The following is a 20,269-nucleotide window of genomic DNA, read 5'->3' on the forward strand; positions in this document are numbered from 1 at the left end:
ATGCGCCGCCCGGTCCAAGCCCCCATCGGCGTGCTGCGCCTGCCGCTGTTCCTGCTGATCTGGGGCATTGCCTCTTTGGCGATGTGGCTGCCGGCCGTGCACGCGCTGGTGCTGGATGACCACCATACATCGCGCAGCTTCTTCTATGCCGGACTTGCCGGGCTGATCGTGGTGGTGCTGATCGCCCTGTCGATGGGCAGCCGGGTGCCGCGCTACGGGATGCCCGGGCAGCTCTTGTCGCTGCTGGCGACTTTCACCGTGCTGCCGCTGTTCCTGGCAGTGCCGGTGCAGGATGCGCTGGTCACCACCCGCTACCTGAATGCCTATTTCGACATGGTCAGCGCCGTTACCACCACCGGCGCCGATATCTGGGCCGATCCGGCGCGGCTGCCGCCGAGCGTGCATCTGTGGCGGGCCATTGTCGGCTGGCTGGGCGGACTGCTGATGTGGATTGCCGCCTCGGCGGTGCTGGCGCCGATGTCGCTTGGCGGGTTCGAAGTCACCACCAAGGGCGAGCCCGGCGGCGGCACCACGGCGCCCGCGCATATGGAGAAGGCCGATCCGCGCCGCCAGCTGGTGCTGGTCACCAGCACGCTGGCGCCGGTCTATGCGGGGCTGACCCTGGTTCTGTGGCTGCTGCTGATGATCACCGGCGAGCAGGCGCTGGCGGGGCTGAGCCACGCGATGTCAGTGATGGCGACCTCGGGCATCTCCGCAACCGGCGGGGTCGAGAATGCCGCCAGCGGCATTGCCGGCGAGATGGTGATGTTCCTGTTCATGTTCTTTGCCCTGTCCCGGCTGACCTTTTCCAGCGACACGGTGACGGCCGGCCAGGGGCGGCTGGACAAGGATCCGGAGTTCCGTACCGGGCTGCTGATCGTCTTTGGCGTGCCGCTGCTCCTGTTCCTGCGCCATTGGGTGGCCGCCTATGAGGTCGACGCCGGCGAGGACCTGCTGCAGGCACTGCACGCGCTGTGGGGGACGCTGTTCACGGTGATGTCCTTCCTGTCGACCACCGGCTTTGAAAGCGTACACTGGGAGGCCGCGCGCGCCTGGTCGGGGCTTGAAACTCCCGGTATGATCCTGCTGGGGCTGGCGGTATTCGGCGGCGGTGTCGCCACCACGGCCGGCGGGGTCAAGCTGCTGCGGGTCTATGCGCTCTATCTCAATGGACTGCGTGAGATGGAGCGGCTGGTGCACCCCAGCTCCGTCAGCGGCGAAGGCGACCGCACTAAGCGTTTGCAGAAGAACGGCGCCTTTGTGGCCTGGGTGTTCTTCATGCTGTTTGCCCTGTCGCTGGCCCTGATCAGCACCGCGCTGGCGGCGGTCGGCAACGGCTTCGAGCAGTCGATCGTGCTGGCGATTGCCTCGCTTTCAACCACCGGGCCGCTGACCGAAACGGCCGCAAGCCAGCCGATTGTTCTGGGCCTGCTGACCACCCCGGCCAAGCTGATCCTGTGCGTCGCAATGGTGCTGGGGCGGCTGGAGACACTGGCCTTCATCGCGCTGCTGTCGCCCAACCTGTGGCGCAGCTGACTGCGGCTTGCCGGTAAGACGTGTTTTTCGGGTGGAAACTTATTTTTTCTCCGTTCATAGTAGTTTTTAACGTGCGTGCTGGTCCGCAGCACGCGGCAAGAACAAAGGCGAGATAATAAAAAATGGCTTCGGACAGACAGAATCTTCAGGATGCCTTCCTGAATCACGTTCGCAAAACCAAGGTTCCGGTTACAATCTTTCTGATCAACGGGGTCAAGCTGCAGGGTGTAATCACCTGGTTCGACAATTTCTGCGTGCTGCTGCGCCGCGACGGACAGTCGCAGCTGGTCTACAAACACGCGATTTCGACCATCATGCCGGCCCAGCCGATCAGTCTCTATGAGGGTGAAGACTCCAATTGATGGAGCATGAAAGGAAGCGCACCCGTGCCTGGGTGCTGCATCCGGAAATCAAATCCGACAGCGGGCGCCGCGACGCAGCCCCCGCGCTTGAAGAGGCCGTTGCGCTGGCGGCGGCCTTGCCCGATCTCGACGTGATCGGCTCCAACGTGGTGCGCCTGCCCAAGGCGCATGCGGGGATGCTGTTCGGTTCCGGCAAGATCGAGGAGCTGGCAGGCATCCTGAAGGCAAGTGAAATTGAGCTGGTCCTGATTGACGGGCCGGTGTCCCCCGTGCAGCAGCGAAACCTGGAAAAGGCCTGGAAGGTCAAGATCCTGGACCGTACCGGGCTGATCCTGGAGATCTTCTCGGACCGCGCGGCGACGCGTGAAGGCGTGCTGCAGGTCGAAATGGCTGCGCTCAGCTATCAGCGGACGCGGCTGGTGCGGGCCTGGACGCACCTGGAACGCCAGCGCGGCGGCCTGGGATTTGTCGGCGGACCCGGCGAAACCCAGATCGAGGCCGACCGGCGCGCCATCGACGACCAGCTGGTGCGCCTGCGCCGCCAGCTCGACAAGGTGGTGAAGACCCGGACCCTGCACCGTGCCTCGCGCGCCAAGGTGCCGTATCCGATCGTGGCGCTGGTGGGCTACACCAACGCTGGCAAGTCCACGTTGTTCAACCGGCTGACGGGCGCTGAGGTGATGGCCAAGGACATGCTCTTTGCCACCCTGGATCCGACGATGCGCCGGGTAGAGATCCCGGACGGGCCGGAGATCATTCTGTCCGATACCGTGGGCTTCATCTCCAACCTGCCGACCGAACTGGTTGCCGCCTTCCGCGCCACGCTGGAAGAGGTGCTGGCCGCGGATGTGATCCTGCATGTGCGCGACATCAGCCATGAGGAAAGCGAGCAGCAGGCCGAAGACGTTGAGACAATCCTGGCCTCACTGGGGGTGGATGAAAACCGCGCCCGGATCGAGGTCTGGAACAAGCTCGACCAGCTGCCGGAGGAAGAGGCCGAGGCCTGCCGCCAGCGTGCTGAACGCGAGGACGGCATACATGCGATCTCGGCCCTGACCGGAGAGGGGCTGGAGCGTCTGCTGGCGGATATCGCCGAGAAGCTGCAGGGCGTGCGGCATGAGGAGCTTTTGAGCCTCAGCTTTGCCCAGGGCAAGCAGCGCGCCTGGCTGTTCAAGGAAGACCTCGTTCAGCGTGAGGAGCAGACTGAGAGCGGCTTTGACATCACCGTGCTGTGGACAGAGCGGCAGAAGTCCAAGTTCCAGAAACTGTAGCTTCCAGTCATCGGTACCAAGGAAAACGGGCGCAGACGCGCCCGTTTTTTATTGCCGTTTATTGCCGCGGTGTAATGCGGGTGACACCGACCGCGGCGGCGCGGGCCAGCTCTTCGTCCAGCGACATCGGGATGTATTCGCCACGGCGCCAGAGCTGGGCCATGTCGTCGTAATAGCGCGACAGCGGGTGGCCGGACTGGCCGGTGGAGGTGATGAAGACCGAGCTGTCCGGGTCAGCAAAATCATAAACCCCGCGGTAGCCGGCGGAGTGGACGTTGTGGAACGGATCCGGATCCTTGCCCGAGCTTTTGCCGCGCTGCAGAGTGTTGTCGCTGCCGCTGGTGGACTGGCGGATGTTCACGAAATAGCGCAGCAGCGGCACGTCGCCCAGTACCGCATGGTCCTGCGTGGCCTGATGGGCATCGCCCCAGCGCAGCGATTCCAGGGCGCTGCCATAGCGCTCTTCGATCCAGATCAGCGCATCGTCCAGCGCCAGCCGGGCCATGTCGGTGCAGCTTTCCCGGGGCGCGCTCTGGTGGACATCGCACCAGGCGGAGGCGCCATCCACATCGCGGTAGACCCGCTCGATGAACAGGGGCTCCACATGGCGGAAGGATTTGGCCACCGGTCCCAGCTCATCAGTGATCAGCCGGGCTTGCAGCGCCCGCACCCAGGCGGCGTAGATCAGCGGCTCCGGCAGGTGCTCGTTCATCTCGCCATTCCACTCCGACAGCAGTGTCAGGGCAATCTGGCGCTGGCGCTCGCGGGTGCCGGACGGGGCGGCCTCACCGGTGAACCACAGGTCGGCGCCAATGAGCGGCAGGAGGGTGCGGGCGGTGTAGGAGACGGTGTCCAGCTGCGCTTCGATAAAGCTGTCGCGGGTGTGCACCTCGCGGTTTTGCATCAGTTTTTGCCAGCGGTGGATGCGCTGGGTGTCGCCCCAGTCAAAGGAGACGTGGGCCGGGAAGGAACGGTCGAGGATCTTGTTGTTGGTATTGCCCAGGATGCCGCCGGCGGGGCGGATGAATTCCGGGTTATCCGCATAAGGCGCGCGGCCCTGCCAGCGGTTTTCCGGGTGCCAGCCCTGGCTGGGCATGCGGCCCTTGCTTTGGTGTCCGGGATCGCGTGCGGGGAAGGCGCCGACGGTCTTGAGCGCGATGGTGTCCCTGTCTGTCAGCGTCAGATTCTGGGAGGGAGCGATGAAATCCTCGCCGGCGACGATGGCCTCCTGTACCGAGGTGCTGCGCATCAGGTTGATGGCCGCGCTCATCGAGGTGTCCCTGGGGCTGAGCACGGTCCAGCTGAGCGACACGACGTGGCCGGGCGGGGTGATCTCCGCCAGATTAAAGATGGAGCCGGGCAGGACCGGACCATTGTCGGTCCAGCGCAGGGTCAGGGTGACCGGCGCCTCGTCCTTGATCCTGATGATCGACGGGCGGGTGATGAATTCCTTGTAGCCGTCAATGCTCAGATATTCCTGCGGGTTTTCCGGGTTCAGTTTCTCGATGAACAGATCCTGATCGTCGAGGTAAGAAGAGGTGACACCCCAGCCCAGGGTCTCGGACCGCCCGGTAATCACGGCCGGAATGCCCGGGATAGTACCGCCGATCACGCCGCCGGTGCCCAGCTCCAGCCGCGCCAGGTACCAGACGCCGGGGGCGCTGAGGCCCAGGTGCGGGTCATTGGCCAGAAGCGTACCGCCTGCGGCTGAGCGGTTGGGGGCGGCAGCCCAGGCGTTGGAGGCCCCGGCCAGCCCGCGCGGCGCAACCGGGAACAGCAGGCTGTCTTCTTCGGTGCTCTCCACGGAGGCAAAGTGACGGGCACCGGGCACAAGATCGGCGTATTCGGGCAGCGCAGTCAGGCCAGCACCCGGTGCATCCGGCAGGATATCCTTGATCCGGGTTTCATCATTCAGCGCCAGCGAGGTGCGGGCGCGCAGGATTTCCTCCCGCATGTGGCCGGACAACTGCAGCGCCATCAGTTTCATGATGGCGATGCTGTCGGCGGGCTGCCACGGGGCCACAGGCATGTTGAACAGGAACATTTCCGGCGCGCCGCGGCCAAGCGCGTTTTCGTTGATCTCCAGCAGGCGGGCGTTGACGCCGGCGGCATAGGCATTGAGCGCCGCCATTGCTTCGGGCGATTGCACCTCCACCGATTGCTGCGCCAGCCGGTAAATGTCCAGGCGCCGCAGGTAGGTGTCGGTTTCCACCGTGCGGGTACCAAAGATCTCCGACAGGCGGCCCTGGGCGGTGCGGCGCATCACCGCCATCTGCCACAACCGGTCCTGGGCGTGGGCGTAGCCGAGGCCGAAATAGACATCCTCGTCGCTGGCCCCGAAGCTGCCGAAGATATGCGGCACATTGGCGTTGTCGCGGACAACCTCGACCGGTGAGGACAGGCCGGGCAGGGCCAGTTCCTTGTCATACTCGGGCAGCGACTGCGAGGCGAGGTAGTAGATCAGCAGGGTGGCCAGAACGCTCAGCAGAATCAGCCCTGCAGCAATGCGCAGAAGCCAGCGGAAGAGATGTCCCATCAGCGGTTGTTTCCCATTGGGTTTTTGTCATTTCCACCGGCCGGCAGATTGCGCCCTGCGGCGGCGGTGGTAGGGTTGGCGACAACATATGCGAAGACAGATCAAGGGAAAAGCAGATGGCAAAAATCGCGTTTCTGGGGCTCGGCGTCATGGGCTATCCGATGGCCGGGCACCTGCAGGCCGCGGGCCACGAGGTCACCGTCTACAACCGCACCGAAGCCAAGGCCAAGGCCTGGGCCAAGCAGCATGGCGGCCATTTCGCCGCCACCCCGCGTGCAGCGGCTGCCGGGGCGGAGTTTGTGATGGCCTGCGTCGGGAATGATGACGACCTGCGCTCGGTCTGCCTGGGTGCGGATGGCGCGTTCGCCGGTATGGCCAAGGGCGCGGTGTTCGTCGACCACACCACAGTGTCTGCCAAGGTGACGCGCGAGTTGTATGCGGCGGCGCAGGAGCAGGGGATCTCATTTGTCGATGCTCCGATCTCGGGCGGCCAGGCCGGGGCGGAGAACGGGGTTCTGTCGGTGATGTGCGGCGGCGATGAAGATGCCTATGGCAAGGCGGAGCCGGTCATCGGTGCCTATGCCCGCATCTGCCGCCGGATTGGCGAAAGCGGTGCCGGGCAGATGACCAAGATGTGCAACCAGATCGCTATCGCGGGCCTCGTGCAGGGGCTGAGCGAGGCGCTGCATTTCGCCGAGAAGGCCGGGCTGGACGGGCGTGCGGTGGTGGAAGTGATCAGCCAGGGCGCGGCGGGCAGCTGGCAGATGGCCAACCGCTATGAAACGATGCTGGACGATCATTTCGAGCACGGGTTTGCGGTCGACTGGATGCGCAAGGATCTGGGTATCTGCTTGGACGCTGCGGATGAAACCGGTGCCAGCCTGCCGGTCACCGCGCTGGTCGATCAGTTCTACAAGGACGTGCAGAAAATGGGCGGCGGCCGCTGGGATACCTCGTCGCTGTTCAAGCGGCTGCGCAATCTGGGCTAAGCGGAAATGAAAATGGCCTTTCCGGTTGGAAAGGCCATGCCTCCGGCGGGGATATTTCCGGCCAGATGAAGAGGCGGACCCTTCCGCCGCCGCTGCATTCGCTCAGGGGATGATGCGGGTGTATTTGGTGCCTTCCAGGGTGGCACCCACACGCAGGCCAGCCTGGGCAAAGACCACGGCCAGCACCGGCGACGTCAGGGTGTTGGTGTCGGCGCTCAGCGCGTTGCCTTCGTCCTTGATCACATATTCCACATCGGCGCCTGCCGCCCAGCCGGAGGAGCGGCGGAAGCCGGCCAGCGCGTCCTGGGTCATGAAGAACAGCACATGGGCGTACTGCTGGGCGCCGATCTGCAGGCCCGCGTTGCCCTTGTAGGTGGAATAGTAGTCCACCGTCACACCGTTGATCCGCAGCGCGCCGCGGCCATAGGCACCGCCGAAGACAAAGCCGGCCTCGGTGACGAGCGGCATCACCAGCATGCCGGTGGCCTTTTCGGCCAGGGTGCGGGTGTTGGGGTACTGGCTGTACATCTGGTTCAGCGTCGAGTCGACGCGGGCATCGATCGTGGCGGCGTTGCTGTTGCCAACGCCATTGCCGCAGGCGGCGGTGACGCCGGCACCGGCCAGGGCAGCCAGGGCAAAGCCGCGGCGGGTCATGCGGGAGGAGGAAAAACTGCTCATTTCTCAGGGGCCTGTAATAATTTGCTGCAAGGCCGGTTTGCTCCGGCTCTGGGGCTTTGTATACGCGGAAAACCGCTGCCTGTCATCTGCTGCAACACGCGTATTGGCGGCTTCCCGCTGAAGTGCGCGGGACCGGTCCGGCGCGCGGCGTCAGCCGTTCAGCAGCCGGGCGGCGGCAGGCGCGAAATAGGTCAGCACGCCATTGCAGCCGGAACGCTTGAAGGCCATCAGGCTTTCCATCATCACCTTTTCGCCGTCGACCCAGCCGTTCTGGGCGGCGGCCTGGATCATCGCGTATTCGCCGGACACCTGGTAGGCATAGGTCGGCACGCCAAAAGCGGATTTCACGCGGTGGCAGATGTCCAAATAGGCGATGCCCGGCTTGACCATCACCATATCTGCGCCTTCCTGCAGGTCGCGCTCGATCAGCCGCAGCGCTTCATCGCTGTTGGCCGGATCCATCTGATAGGTCTTCTTGTCGCCCTTCAGCGCACCGGAGGCACCGACCGCATCGCGGAACGGCCCGTAGTAGGCGGAGGCGTATTTGGCCGAGTAGGACAGGATTGCCACATTGTGGTGGCCTGCCTTTTCCAAGGCGCCGCGCATGGCGCCGATGCGGCCGTCCATCATGTCGGACGGGCCGATGATGTCGGCGCCTGCCTCGGCTTGCGCGAGCGTCATCTTGACCAGCGCCTCGACGGTGGCGTCATTGACGATCTCACCGTCCACCACATAGCCGTCGTGGCCGTTGATGTTATAGGGGTCCAGCGCCACGTCGGTCATCACCGCAATGTCCGGTGCCGCATCCTTGATCGCGCGGATGGCGCGGTTGGTCAGATTGTCCGGGTTCCAGGCCTCGGCGCAGTCTTCAGTCTTGAGCGATGCATCCGTGTAGGGAAACAGGCAGATCGCGGGGATCCCCAGCGCCTGCGCTTCGACCGCGGCTTCGGCGATCCTGTCCACCGAGCGGCGGACCACGCCGGGCATGGAGGCAACAGGCTCTTCAACGCCTTCGCCATCGCGGACAAACACCGGCCAGATGAAATCGGCGGGGGTCAGGGTGTTCTCCCGGACCAGATCACGGATGGCCTGGCTGGAGCGGGTGCGGCGCAGGCGGGCGGCGGGAAAGGGCGCGACGGTGGGCTTCATGGCGGTCTCTCGTTTTGGCTGGCCCATGGGTGGCATGGAAGCTGCCCCGGGAACAAGAGGCACATTCGCCGCGGCGGAAAACTTGTGCGTCCTGCGGGGCTTGCCTGCGCGCGCTTCCCGGTTGATATAGGTCCGGTTGAAGAAATTCCGGCCCGGAGATCTGCGGGCGCAAGATGGGGGCTGGCGTGGATCTGCTGCATATTATCTATGAGATGATTGAGCTGCGGTCATTCTCCAACCTGTGGTACTGGATATCGCTGGCGGTGCTGTGGTCTTCGGCCAGTCATTGGATCCTGGGGGTTCCTTACGACATGGTCTACCGGGCGCAGCGCAAGGGCGGCCAGGCGGAACAGGATCTGGAAGACATCGCCCGGGTCAATGTGAACCGGATGCTGTATATCGCCGAGGTCTCCGGCCCTTGGCTGGTGGCGCTGTCGTGCTTCGTGTTGTCCGGTCTCGCAATGCTGGGATTTGTCTATTTGCTGGAAATTGCTCAGGCGGTGTTCCTGCTGGCCTTCCCGATGGCGGTGGTCGGTGTGATCAGCTATTTCACCGCCCGCCGGATCGCACGGGAAGGGGCCAAGGGTGAGGAACTGCGCAAGCGCCTGGCCTTCTGCCGCCTGTATGTTCAGTTCGTAGGCGTGATATCGATTGTGGTCACCGCGTTCTGGGGCATGTATCAGAACCTGTCGATCGGAGCTTTGTGACAGGCGGTCAGGGCAACCGCCAGACCGGCGCCCCGGGTGGATTTCAGGAAAGGATAACGCATGGCACAGCGTGCAATCACCATGGGCGGCGCGCCCGAAGGCTTTGATGCCCGGCTGATCCTGAAGGAAGTCGAAGCATCCGGCGCGCCGGTGCTGCATGTGGCACGCGATGACAAGCGGATGGAGGCGATGCGGGCCGCATTGGCCTTCTTTGCGCCGGACATGCCGGTGTTTGTGTTCCCGGGCTGGGACTGCCTGCCGTATGACCGGGTATCGCCCAACGCGGATATCTCGGCCGCGCGGATGGCAACTTTGGCAGCGCTGGTGCATCAGATGCCCAGGCAATTCGTGCTGCTGACCACCCTTAATGCCGCCAGCCAGCGGGTGCCTGCGCGCGAGGTGCTGCGCGAGGCCGCCTTCACCGCCCGCGTTGATCAGCGGATTGATGAAGACGCGCTGCGCAACTTTCTGGTGCGTATGGGGTTCACCCAAAGCCCCACGGTGATGGAGCCGGGCGACTATGCGATCCGCGGAGGTATCATTGACATCTTCCCGCCCGGCGAAAGCGGCCCGGTGCGGCTGGACCTGTTCGGCGATGTGCTGGACGGCGCGCGGCGGTTCGACCCGGCCACCCAGCGCACGACGGAAAGGTTGGAGGTGGTGGAACTGGCACCGGTCTCCGAGGTGATCCTGGATGAGGCGGCGATAACCCGGTTCCGCCAGAATTACCGGATCGAATTCGGGGCCGCCGGGACCGACGATCCGCTGTATGAAGCGGTCAGCGCGGGGCGCAAGCATCAGGGGATCGAGCACTGGCTGCCGTTTTTCCACGAGAAGCTGGAAACCCTGTTCGACTACCTGCCGCAGGCGGTGGTGACGCTGGATGACCAGGTGACGCCGGCGCGGCTGGCGCGCTGGGAGACCATCGAGGACCAGTACCAGACCCGCAAGCACGCGATGGCGCAGAAGGGGCGGATCGATACGGTCTATAAGCCCACGCCGCCCGGGCTGCTGTATCTGGACGATGCCGCCTGGGAGGCGGCTGTCTCTGGCCTGCGCGTGGTGCAGTTTCATCCGCTGCCGCAGGCCTCCGGTCCTGGCGTCGTGGATGCCGGGGGGCGTATCGGGCGCAATTTTGCACCTGAGCGGCAGCAGGAAAATATCAGCCTTTTCGGTGCTTTGTCTGCGCATATTAAAGAAAGGATGCAGGAAGGGCCGGTTCTTGTCGCTTCCTACTCCGAAGGCGCACGCGAGCGGTTGTCGGGGCTGATCGAGGACGAGGGTTTGGCCGAAGCGATCCCGGTTATGGATGGCACCCGTATCGGCAAGTCCGGCCTGCATCTGGCGGTCTGGGCGCTGGAGCACGGGTTTGAGGCACCAGGTTTGACGGTGATCTCGGAGCAGGACGTGCTGGGCGACCGGCTGATCCGGGCACCGAAGAAACGCCGCAAGGCGGAGAATTTCCTGACCGAGACCCAATCGCTCAGCCCCGGTGATCTGGTGGTGCATGTTGATCACGGTATCGGCCGCTACAAGGGGCTGGAAGTAGTGACCGCGGCGGGTGCCGCGCATGAATGCATCCTGCTGGAATACGCCGAAGCTGCAAAGCTATACCTGCCCGTCGAGAATATCGAACTGCTGTCCAAATACGGCCACGAAGAGGGCCTTCTGGACCGGCTCGGCGGCGGCGCCTGGCAGGCCAAGAAAGCCAAGCTGAAGGAACGCATCCGCGAGATGGCGGACAAGCTGATCCGCATCGCCGCCGAGCGCGCCCTGCGCAAGGCGCCGGTGATGGATCCGCCGCCGCACGCCTGGGAGGAGTTCTCGGCCCGTTTCCCCTATCAGGAAACCGACGACCAGCTACGCGCCATCGAGGATGTGATGGAGGATCTTCACTCGGGCCAGCCGATGGACCGGCTGATCTGCGGCGACGTCGGCTTTGGCAAGACCGAGGTGGCGATGCGAGCGGCCTTTGTGGCGGCAATGTCCGGGCTGCAGGTCGCGGTCGTGGCGCCCACCACGCTGCTGGCCCGCCAGCACGCCGCGTCCTTCAAGGAGCGGTTCCGCGGTTTCCCGCTGGAAGTCAGGCAGTTGTCGCGCTTTGTGACCTCAAAGGAGGCCAGCAAGACCCGGGAGGGGTTGGCCAAGGGCACGGTCGATATCGTCATCGGCACCCACGCGGTGCTGGCCAAGAACATCAAGTTCCAGAACCTCGGCCTATTGATCATCGACGAGGAACAGCACTTTGGTGTTGCCCACAAGGAGCGGCTGAAGCAGCTGCGCAGCGACATCCACGTGCTGACGCTGACAGCCACGCCGATCCCGCGGACGCTGCAGCTCAGCCTGACCGGTGTGCGGGACCTGTCGATCATCGGCACGCCCCCGGTTGACCGGCTGGCGATCCGGACATACGTCAGCGAGTTCGACAGCGTCACCATCCGCGAGGCATTGCTGCGCGAGCATTACCGCGGCGGTCAGAGCTTCTATGTTGTGCCGCGGATCACCGACCTGCCGGAGGTCGAGGAGTTCCTGAAGGCGCAGCTGCCTGAGCTGACTTACGTCGTAGCGCACGGCCAAATGGCGGCGGGAGAGCTCGACGACCGGATGAACGCCTTCTATGACGGCAAATACGATGTGCTGCTTGCGACGACGATTGTGGAAAGCGGGCTGGATATCCCGACCGCCAACACCATGGTGGTGCACCGCGCCGACATGTTCGGCCTGTCGCAGCTCTATCAGATACGGGGTCGTGTAGGACGCTCCAAGACACGCGCGTATGCTTACCTCACCACCAAGCCGCGCCAGAGGCTGACCCCGGCGGCAGAGAAGCGTTTGCGGGTTCTGGGTTCGCTCGATACGCTCGGTGCGGGCTTTACCTTGGCCTCGCAAGACCTTGATATTAGGGGCGCGGGCAACCTCCTGGGCGAGGAGCAGTCCGGCCAGATGCGCGATGTGGGGTATGAGCTTTACCAGTCGATGCTGGAGGAGGCGATTGCCAAGATCAAGGCGGGTGAGATGGAGGGTCTGTCGGATGCCGACGACCAATGGGCGCCGCAGATCAACCTAGGCGTTCCGGTGCTGATCCCCGAAGACTATGTTCCGGATCTGGACGTGCGCCTGGGCCTTTACCGCCGCCTGTCGTCGCTGTCGACCAAGGTGGAGCTGGAAGGCTTTGCCGCGGAGCTGATCGACCGTTTCGGCAAGCTGCCCAAGGAAGTGAACACGCTGATGCTGGTGGTGCGGATCAAGGCGATGTGCAAGCGTGCGGGCATTGCCAAGATGGATGGCGGCCCGAAAGGCGCGACGATCCAGTTCCACAACGACAAATTCGCCTCGCCGCAGGGGCTGGTGGAATTCATCCAAGGCCAGAACGGTCTGGCCAAGGTGAAGGACAACAAGATCGTTGTGCGCCGCGACTGGAAGAAAGACGCCGACAAGATCAAGGGCGCCTTTGCCATTGCCCGCGACCTGGCAGAGAAAGTTGTGGCCGAGAAAAAGAAAGCCAAGGCCGGGTAAGAGGGCGCCAAGGAAATTCGAATTTCCTTGGCGAATTTCTTCGCAAGAAATTTGCTCAGCCGCAGCAGGGGCTGGATGCCATCGCCGCCTGGGCGCAGAAACAGGAGGCGGCGACGGCGCTGTCGGCACGCGCCAGCGCGAGGTCCAGTTTCTGTTTTATGTGTTTGATCTCAATAGTTTCTCCGCGGATCTTCAGGCAGTCGTGCAGCCCCTTGAGGCTCCAGATGTTGTCCGGATGGATCGACGCGCGCGGCAGGGTGCCATCGAGCCCGAGGTCGGCGCGGTAGACGGCCTCTGCCTCATCCGCGCGGCCCTGTTCGAACAGCAGCGCCCCCAGTGCATGGCGGGTGGGCTGCATCCAGCCCCAGGGCTCGTCATAGGGCAGGTTGTCGTCCAGCTCCGCTGAGCGCTGCAGATGGGCGAAAGCCGCGTCATAGTTTTCTTTTCGGTACTCGATCTCACCGCGCAGCATTTCCGTTGCGATTTCAAGGAGGTCCACCACACGGTTGTTGTGCAGCAGGCGGCTGTCCGGGACCCGGGCCTTGGCGGCCAGGAAGAGCTGCTCCTCGGCCTCAGCCTCTGCCACGCGGCCGGTTGCGGCAAAGGCGATGGCGCGGGCGTAATGGGTGTTGGCGGTCAGCGTGCGGTAGAGATCGGGGCCCGAGGGCAGCTCCAGCGCCATTGCCTCGTCCCAGCGGCCGAAGCGCACCAGAATATGCGGGTGCATCGCCATGTAGCTTTCGAAATAATCCGCCATCGGCGGGCTTTCGATCCGCAGCATGTCCTCGGGCGTGGTGTCTAATATGCCCTGATTGGCTGCAAGCGCGGGGGCGATCTGGCCCAGGAACATCGCCCCGAAAATCACGAAGTGGTAATTGTGCTGACGGTAGCCGGTATAGATGTTGAAGGCGCCTTCGCGCTGGTAGTACTTGAGGTCCGCCTCAATCGCCTTTTGGTTCCAATGCACGACGCTGTGGTAGTCGCCGCACAGCATGTCGATATGGGTCGGCATATGCACAAGGTGGCCCGCATCCGGCACCAGCGTGCGCAGCACGTCGGCGGCCTTCAGCGCCTTCTCCGGTACGGGCGACATCTCCATCAGATGCACATATAGATGCAGCAGGCCCGGGTGCTGCATGGCGCCGGGGGCGTTGTCCATCGCCCATTCCAGAACCTCCTGCGCTTCCAGCGTGGCGGCGCCTTCGGCGGGCTTGCCGGCTTTCAGGTCCCACATTTGCCAGGGCGTCAAGTTCAGCAAGCTCTCGGCATAAACCGTGCGCAGGTCCAGGTGATCGGGGCAGGCGGCAAAGGCTGCCCGCATCGCATCGGCAAAGGCGTAGTCCCAGGCGTGCATGTCCTCCACCGCCTCGCGCTGGGGATAGCGAGCCTGGAGGGCGCGGATCAGTTGCTGCTCGGCTTCTGTGCAGCCGTCTATGCAGGCGAGCGCGGCCTGTGCAGCGTCATAGGCCTCCGCCAGCGCCTTGGCGCGGCCCTTGTCGTCACGCAAGGCCCAGGGCAGGTTGTAATTCGGGCCGGCCGCATAGGCGACGCCCCAATGGGCCATGGCGCAGCGCGGATCATGCTCCAGTGCGCGCTGGAAACAGGCGATGGCTTCCTCGTGATTGTAGCCATAGGTCCAGACCAGGCCGCGGTCGAACCAGCGCTGAGCCTCTGGCGACGTGGTAGTCACCGGGCAGGAATAGCTGCCGAGATCATAATCGTAGCCCATGAAAAAAACCTCCCCAAATGATTGGAGAGGTTAGGGTTTGGCTGCAAAGCGGGCAAGGCGCTTATTCGGCTGGCAGGCGGGCCTCGGTCCTTGCCATCTGCAGCATCAGCAGGAACCCCAGCGCAGCCATGGCCAGAAGCCCGGCGCCAAGCGGCACCAGGGAGCCGTCGAACAGCAGCCCGACCGGGGCGGCAATGGCGGCGGCCAGAACGGTGGAGATCGCGCCGATCACCGAGGCCGCCATACCGGCGATATGCCCCATTGGCTCCATCGCGATGGCGTTCAGGTTGCCAAGGGTGGTGCCGGCCAGGAAGAACACGCTGGTCTGCCAGGCGATGAACAGGCCGAACAGCAGCCCGTCCGGCATTGGGCCCGTGCTGAGGAAGAGCATGGTGGCAGAGGCGAACATCTGCACGGCCAGCGACCAGGTCACGATCCGCCGCATGCCGACCCGGACCACGATGGCAGCGTTCAGCAGGCTGGCCGTCCCCGCCATCAGCGCCACAAAGCCGAACCAGAACGGGAAGCTGTCGGCGCGGCCGAAGATCACGTCATAGACCGGCTGCACCATGGTCAGCATGGTGAAAAGCATGCCTAGGCACAGGGTTTGAACCATGATCGACAGGCGCACGGTGGGATGGCCCAGCATCTCCTTCACCGCGGCCAGCAGCAGCGGCAGGCGGAACGGGCGGCGGTTTTCCTGCGCCAGGGTTTCCGGCAGGCGCAGCCCCATCCACATCAGGATGACGATGGCGAAAACGGCGAAGGCCAGGAAGATGCCGCGCCAGCCGGAGAATGCGATGATGCCTGCGCCCAGCATCGGCGCGAAAGCGGGGACTAGGGTGAAGATCATCATGGCAATCGACATCATCCGCGCCATTTCCCGGCCGGCATAGAGGTCGCGCACAATGGCGATTCCGACAATGCGCGGCCCGGCGGCACCGAGGCCCATTACCACGCGGGAGGCCAGCAGCAGCTCCAGCGATTGCGCGCGCCAGGCAACGGCGGCAGCAAGGATGTAGAGCACGGCACCGCCGGCAATGACGTTTTTGCGGCCAAAGGCATCGGACAACGGGCCGGTAAAGAAAGTGCCGATCCCCATCCCCAGTACAAAAGACGTCAGCACCAGCTGGGCCCGGTTGACGTCATCGGGGCTCAGCGCCTGGCCGATTTCCGGCAGTGCGGGCAGCATCGCGTCGATGGAAAAAGCAATGGTGGCAAACATCATCGCGATCAGCGCGATGAACTCACCCTTGCTCATGCCGTGGGCAGGGGATTGTGACATTAGGAACCTCGGGCGGCACTGCAGGCGGTCCCGGGGATCGGGCCGGACTGGGAGCCGTCCGGGTGCGTTATCACACTACGAGCAGCCGTGCCAGCGCCCGGCTGCACAGGAGACTGTGCATAGTTGCGATGCTAAGCAGTCGCGTGGCGGCCTAGTTGCCCTCGGCCTCTTTCAGCTGCTTCTGGATGTCCTCGATCACCTGCTTCCACAGCTCAGGCGGCTGGGCGCCGGGCACCGCGTGCTGATTGGCGACAATGAAGGTCGGTACTGAGGTCACGCCCATCTTGCGGGAATGCGCGTCGCGGTCGCGGATTGCCTGCACATCGCTGTCGCCCTCCAGCAGGCGTGCGGTGACATCCGCCTCCATACCGGCCTCGCTTGCGATCTCTGTCAGCACGGTGTGGTCGCCGATGTCCTTGGCGTCAACGAAATAAGCCTTGAACAGGGCATCCACCACTTGCGCCTGCTTCCCCTCGATCCCGGCCCAGTGGATCAGACGGTGTGCGTCCAGAGTGTTGGGCGTGCGTTTCATCGCCTCGAAATTGATCGTCAGCCCGGCTTTTTCCGCGTGCTCCACGACGGGCGCATAGGCCTTCACCGCGCCTTCCTTGCCGCCGAACTTGCGCTCCAGGTATTCGCGCCGGTCCATGCCTTCGGCCGGCATGTCGGGGTTCAGCTGGAACGGGTGCCATTCGATAATAAACGGGTGGTCCGGCACCTCCGCCAGCGCCTTGTCCAGATGGGTCTTGCCGATATAGCACCAGGGGCAGATCGGGTCCGACAGGATGTCGAGTTTGACAGTGGTCATATGGGTCATCCTTTGAACAGGGCGGGCAGGGCGCGGCGCAGCAGCTTGCCGTTGGCGCCGGTGGGCAGCGCGTCCAAATGGACATAAGCGCGGGGCTGCTTGTAGCGGGCCAGGCGCTGGGATGCAAAGGCCTGCAGGTCCTGGGCGTTCAACTCTTCGGGACCGGTGTAGAAGGCGGCGATGATATAAGTGTCTTCCTTCACCTCCACCGCGGCAGCTCCGGCCTGGGTGATGCCGGGATGGGCGGCAAGTGCGGTTTCGACCTCAATGGGCGAGACGCGGTAGCCGCCGGCATTCATCATGTCGTCGCCGCGGCCCAGGTAACGGATCTGGCCGTCCGCTGTCATTGCGCCCTGGTCGCCGGTCAGGAACCATTCGCCCTGGTAACGGGCGGCGGTTTCCTCCGGCGTGTTCAGATAGCCGAGCATCAATCCGGGGTCGGAGCGGTGGATGGCGATGGTGCCTTCCTCGCCTGCGGGAACCGGTCCGTCCGCTCCCAGAATGGCCACCTTGCGGCCCCTTTGCGGCTGGCCCAGAGCACCGTCCTGCGCGGGGCATCCGGGCGAGGAGGAGATGAAAGTGGAGCACTCCGACATGCCGAAAGCCTCATAGAGCCCGCAGCCGGTAGCCGTATCCCAGGATTCGTGAAGGTGGCGTGAGAGCTTTTCACCTGCGCAAAGCCCGTGCCGCAGGTCCGGCAGGTCCAGCGGGCCGCCGCGCAGGAACTTGCGGTAGACGCCAGGGGTTGCGGCGAAGATGGTTGCCTGGTGCCGGCGCAGCAGCTCCGGCAGGTCTTCGGGCGGTGTTCCGGGCGCCGGGATCAGCGCTGTGGCGCCCGCGGCCCAAGGGTCCATCAGTCCGGTGCCCAGCGTGTAGGTCCAGTTGAAGGCGCCCGCGTGCGGCAGCCGGTCCTGCTCTGTCAGCCCGTACCAGCCGTCGACCATCATCTGCCGCGCCCAGACCGCCCGGTGCGCGTGCGCCACGGCGCGCGGATTTCCGCTGGTGCCGGAGGTGTAGACCACATAGGCCAGCCGGTCCGGGTCGCCCAAAGCGTATTCACAGGGGGGATGCCCGTGCATTTTCAGCAGGTCCGGGGTGGTGATCTGCAATGGGTGACTCGCGCAGGCCACCGCCGGATCCCGCAGGACCGCCGCAGGGTTCAGATCGGCGATCATCCGGGCGGTTTCCGGCTCGGTCAGCTGGGCCGAGGTGGGCACCGGCACTAGCCCGGCGGCAATGGCGCCGAGATAGGCAATCGGAAACTCGACCGTGTTCCCGAGCCTCATCAGCACGATGTCGCCAGGGGTCAGACCGGCCGCCAACAGCCCGGTTCCGGTACCGCGCACCGCGGCCTCCAGCCGGGCATAGCTCCAATCTTCGCGAGACTCGCCCTCAAGAACCGACAGTGCGGTCTTCTCCGCCAGCCGGCCGGCATGGCGCAGCACATGGGCGGCAAGATTGAAGGGCGAAGGGCAGGGCGCGAAAGGCCCCTGATCAAAAACCGACAGCATGGCAAATGGCTAGCCTGCACTGTCCTGCGTTGCAAGGCGCGCAGGTGCGGCTTATAGAGTGGCTATGAAAAGCCGCGACCCGAAATCCCTGATCACCATCGCCCGCGCCAATGGCGGCGAAGACGACGCAGAACCGCTGGATCTGGGCGCCCGGGTTCGGGAGCTTCGCAAGGCGCGGGACTGGACGCTGGAGCATGCGGCCAATCAGGCCGGGCTGGCACGCTCGACTTTGTCAAAGATCGAAAACGGCCAGATGTCACCGACTTACGAGGCGTTGAAGAAGCTGGCTGTGGGCCTGCAGATCTCTGTGCCGCAGCTGTTCACCCCGCCGCAGCGGGATCAGGTGAACGGCCGGATGACGGTGACCAAATCCGGCGACGGCTCCGCCCATGCGACCGCGACCTATGAGCACGAGCTGCTGGCCGACGGGCTGTCGCGCAAGCAGATGCTGCCCTACCGGGCACGGGTGCGGGCACGGTCGATGGAGGAATTTGACGGCTGGGTACGCCATGACGGCGAGGAATTCCTGTACGTGCTGACCGGCGTGGTCAAGCTCTACACGGAATTCTATGAGCCGATCGAGATGCGCCGCGGCGACAGCGCTTACTACGACGCGGCCATGGGGCACAACGTCATCTCTGTCAGCCCCGAAGATGCGATGATCCTCTGGGTGACGTCGCTGGCTTAACTAAGCGAGCTAGTGCTTGCGGCCGTCCAGCTCTCTCAGCAGGCTTTCGATGTAAAGGAAATCATCCACCTCCTCCTTGGCTTCATTCAAGGTGAGGTGATGGGTACGGGCCAGATAGGCAACGAATTTGTCCCGGTCATCCAGTATGGACGGCGCATTACTGGCTTTCAGATGCGGAAAGCGCTGTTTGATGCGGGGCATCCTGTCAATCCAGCTGGCAGCTGCTGCTTGTACAGGCATGGGGGGCACTCCCTGTCAAACGGATTATGGTTTTTGGCCACCCATGGTAACACTTTTCGTGTCATTTTGTAACGGTCGCACCTTACGCAGGGGTCAGGTCTGCCGGGGTCGGCGGGTTTCCGCCGGGGCGGCGGGGGCTGCGAACAGCCGTGTCAGCACCACATGGCCGATTCCAACCGCAATCAGCTGCATCGCGATAAACATCGGAATGTGTCCCGGATAGATCCCAGCGAAGGTATCGGTGAAGCCGCGCGCAATGGTCACCGCCGGATTGGCAAAGCTGGTGGAGGACGTGAACCAATAGGCGCCGGTGATGTAGAGGCCAACCAGCGGGGGCACTGCGTCGGGACGCGACCGCAGCCCGCCGAAGATCACGAATAGAAGGCCAAAGGTGGCTAGGATTTCGGAGAACCACTGGGCAGTCCCAGTGCGGTGCATTGTGGCCGAGCTTTGCAGAATTGCAAGGTCGAACATTACGTGACAGGCCCAGACACCAAGGATGCCGCCGCCGATCTGCACAATGATATAGGGGGCTGCCGCGCTCCAGGGGTGCTCGCCGCGCAGGGCAAAGGCAAGGGTTACCGCCGGATTGAAATGGGCGCCGGAAACCGGGCCCAGGGTGGTGATGATCACATAGAGCATGCAGCCGGTGGCCACGGCATTGGCCAGCAACGCCAGGGCGGCGTTCCCATCGGCCAGGGTTTCGGCCATGATGCCGGAGCCCACCACCCCTACCAGCAGCATCGCGGTGCCCAGCCCCTCGGCCAGAAGTTTCTGCGCGGTCATGCGATTTCTCCAATCCGCTTGAGCTGCTGCGACAGTTCCGCCGGGGGCATGGTCTCAAACGGCATCTCCAAAAGCGCCATGGCGCGCTTTTCCAGTGTGGCATAGGCGGCGCGGAAGGCGGCGTCCCATTCGGGCTGCTCTGCCGCTGCGGGATCTTCGACACCCCAGTGAGCGCGCACCGGCGCGCCGGGCCAGACCGGGCAGGTCTCGCCTGCGGCAGAGGCGCAGACGGTAATCACCATGTCCATCTCCGGCGCGTCTTCAGCGGCAAACTCATCCCAGCTCTTGGAGCGGGCGCCCGAGGTGTCGTGGCCAAGGTCTTCCAGCAGTGCAAGCGATTGCGGATGCACTTTGCCGGTGGGGTTGGAACCTGCCGAAAAGGCGCGCACGCGGCCGGCGCCCCGTGTGTTGAAGATCGACTCCAGCAGGATGGAGCGCGCGGAGTTGCCCGTGCAGAGGACGAGAATGTTCATGGATG

At 64.1% G+C, this 20,269-nt stretch carries 17 protein-coding genes; 7 read left to right on the plus strand and 10 right to left on the minus strand.

Annotated elements, in window-relative coordinates; translation table 11 throughout:
- The 3 genes from ACFMBG_RS12975 (at nucleotide 1) to hflX (ending at nucleotide 3,169) form a co-directional block, all read left to right on the plus strand.
- Nucleotides 1-1,536 (plus strand): TrkH family potassium uptake protein, encoded by a 1,536-nt coding sequence (locus ACFMBG_RS12975; RefSeq protein WP_421055118.1) that lies wholly within the window; start codon nucleotides 1-3, stop codon nucleotides 1,534-1,536.
- 122 nt (nucleotides 1,537-1,658) lie between these two features.
- A complete protein-coding gene (hfq, locus tag ACFMBG_RS12980; protein ID WP_005611588.1) occupies nucleotides 1,659-1,898 on the plus strand; it encodes an RNA chaperone Hfq in 240 nt (79 codons plus the stop codon).
- On the plus strand, nucleotides 1,898-3,169 hold the full coding sequence (gene hflX, locus ACFMBG_RS12985; RefSeq protein WP_421055119.1) for a GTPase HflX: 1,272 nt from the start codon (nucleotides 1,898-1,900) through the stop codon (nucleotides 3,167-3,169). The genes hfq and hflX overlap by 1 nt, the downstream gene beginning before the upstream one ends.
- A gap of 58 nt (nucleotides 3,170-3,227) precedes the next feature.
- Here hflX and ACFMBG_RS12990 read toward each other — a convergent pair whose 3' ends face one another.
- Complete coding sequence (locus ACFMBG_RS12990) at nucleotides 3,228-5,705, minus strand: penicillin acylase family protein (RefSeq protein ID WP_421055120.1); 2,478 nt, start codon at nucleotides 5,703-5,705, stop codon at nucleotides 3,228-3,230.
- 86 nt (nucleotides 5,706-5,791) lie between these two features.
- Between ACFMBG_RS12990 and ACFMBG_RS12995 the strand changes: the two genes are divergently transcribed.
- Entirely contained in the window at nucleotides 5,792-6,694 is a 903-nt protein-coding gene (locus ACFMBG_RS12995; RefSeq protein ID WP_421055192.1) for an NAD(P)-dependent oxidoreductase, read from the plus strand.
- 102 nt (nucleotides 6,695-6,796) lie between these two features.
- Here ACFMBG_RS12995 and ACFMBG_RS13000 read toward each other — a convergent pair whose 3' ends face one another.
- Nucleotides 6,797-7,372 carry a lipid-binding SYLF domain-containing protein gene (locus ACFMBG_RS13000; RefSeq protein ID WP_421055121.1) on the minus strand — a complete coding sequence of 192 codons (576 nt, stop codon included), beginning with the start codon at nucleotides 7,370-7,372 and terminating at the stop codon, nucleotides 6,797-6,799.
- Nucleotides 7,373-7,522: 150 nt separating this feature from the next.
- Nucleotides 7,523-8,521 carry a porphobilinogen synthase gene (hemB, locus tag ACFMBG_RS13005; RefSeq protein WP_421055122.1) on the minus strand — a complete coding sequence of 333 codons (999 nt, stop codon included), beginning with the start codon at nucleotides 8,519-8,521 and terminating at the stop codon, nucleotides 7,523-7,525.
- Nucleotides 8,522-8,706: 185 nt separating this feature from the next.
- Here hemB and ACFMBG_RS13010 point away from each other — a divergent pair, with 185 nt between their 5' ends.
- Together ACFMBG_RS13010 and mfd are read left to right on the plus strand one after the other, a co-directional pair.
- Entirely contained in the window at nucleotides 8,707-9,228 is a 522-nt protein-coding gene (locus tag ACFMBG_RS13010; protein ID WP_421055193.1) for a component of SufBCD complex, read from the plus strand.
- A gap of 60 nt (nucleotides 9,229-9,288) precedes the next feature.
- Nucleotides 9,289-12,744 carry a transcription-repair coupling factor gene (gene mfd / locus ACFMBG_RS13015; RefSeq protein ID WP_421055123.1) on the plus strand — a complete coding sequence of 1,152 codons (3,456 nt, stop codon included), beginning with the start codon at nucleotides 9,289-9,291 and terminating at the stop codon, nucleotides 12,742-12,744.
- A gap of 55 nt (nucleotides 12,745-12,799) precedes the next feature.
- Here mfd and ACFMBG_RS13020 read toward each other — a convergent pair whose 3' ends face one another.
- The 4 genes from ACFMBG_RS13020 to ACFMBG_RS13035 all read right to left on the minus strand — a co-directional run bounded on the left by ACFMBG_RS13020 (nucleotide 12,800) and on the right by ACFMBG_RS13035 (nucleotide 18,077).
- Nucleotides 12,800-14,473: a tetratricopeptide repeat protein gene (locus ACFMBG_RS13020; RefSeq protein ID WP_421055124.1), complete on the minus strand. Its 1,674-nt coding sequence runs from the start codon at nucleotides 14,471-14,473 to the stop codon at nucleotides 12,800-12,802.
- A 61-nt stretch (nucleotides 14,474-14,534) separates the two neighbouring features.
- Nucleotides 14,535-15,758, minus strand: a complete 1,224-nt coding sequence (locus tag ACFMBG_RS13025; RefSeq protein ID WP_421055125.1) for a multidrug effflux MFS transporter — start codon at nucleotides 15,756-15,758, stop codon at nucleotides 14,535-14,537.
- Between the two features lie 151 nt (nucleotides 15,759-15,909).
- Entirely contained in the window at nucleotides 15,910-16,566 is a 657-nt protein-coding gene (locus ACFMBG_RS13030) for a DsbA family oxidoreductase (RefSeq protein ID WP_421055126.1), read from the minus strand.
- Between the two features lie 5 nt (nucleotides 16,567-16,571).
- The gene (locus ACFMBG_RS13035; RefSeq protein WP_421055127.1) at nucleotides 16,572-18,077 is read right to left on the minus strand and encodes a class I adenylate-forming enzyme family protein; all 1,506 of its coding nucleotides are present in this window, start codon (nucleotides 18,075-18,077) and stop codon (nucleotides 16,572-16,574) included.
- A gap of 64 nt (nucleotides 18,078-18,141) precedes the next feature.
- Between ACFMBG_RS13035 and ACFMBG_RS13040 the strand changes: the two genes are divergently transcribed.
- Entirely contained in the window at nucleotides 18,142-18,765 is a 624-nt protein-coding gene (locus ACFMBG_RS13040) for a helix-turn-helix domain-containing protein (protein ID WP_421055128.1), read from the plus strand.
- A gap of 9 nt (nucleotides 18,766-18,774) precedes the next feature.
- On the opposite strand, the gene ACFMBG_RS13045 is transcribed toward ACFMBG_RS13040, so the two are convergent.
- From ACFMBG_RS13045 to ACFMBG_RS13055, 3 genes are all read right to left on the minus strand, one after another.
- Nucleotides 18,775-18,966 carry a hypothetical protein gene (locus tag ACFMBG_RS13045; protein ID WP_421055129.1) on the minus strand — a complete coding sequence of 64 codons (192 nt, stop codon included), beginning with the start codon at nucleotides 18,964-18,966 and terminating at the stop codon, nucleotides 18,775-18,777.
- Between the two features lie 132 nt (nucleotides 18,967-19,098).
- Nucleotides 19,099-19,791 (minus strand): aquaporin, encoded by a 693-nt coding sequence (locus ACFMBG_RS13050; RefSeq protein ID WP_421055130.1) that lies wholly within the window; start codon nucleotides 19,789-19,791, stop codon nucleotides 19,099-19,101.
- Nucleotides 19,788-20,264 (minus strand): arsenate reductase ArsC, encoded by a 477-nt coding sequence (locus tag ACFMBG_RS13055; RefSeq protein ID WP_421055131.1) that lies wholly within the window; start codon nucleotides 20,262-20,264, stop codon nucleotides 19,788-19,790. The genes ACFMBG_RS13050 and ACFMBG_RS13055 overlap by 4 nt, the downstream gene beginning before the upstream one ends.
- Between the last annotated feature and the right edge of the window lie 5 nt (nucleotides 20,265-20,269).

The organism is Leisingera coralii (genome assembly GCF_049056525.1).
Lineage (GTDB): Bacteria > Pseudomonadota > Alphaproteobacteria > Rhodobacterales > Rhodobacteraceae > Leisingera > Leisingera coralii.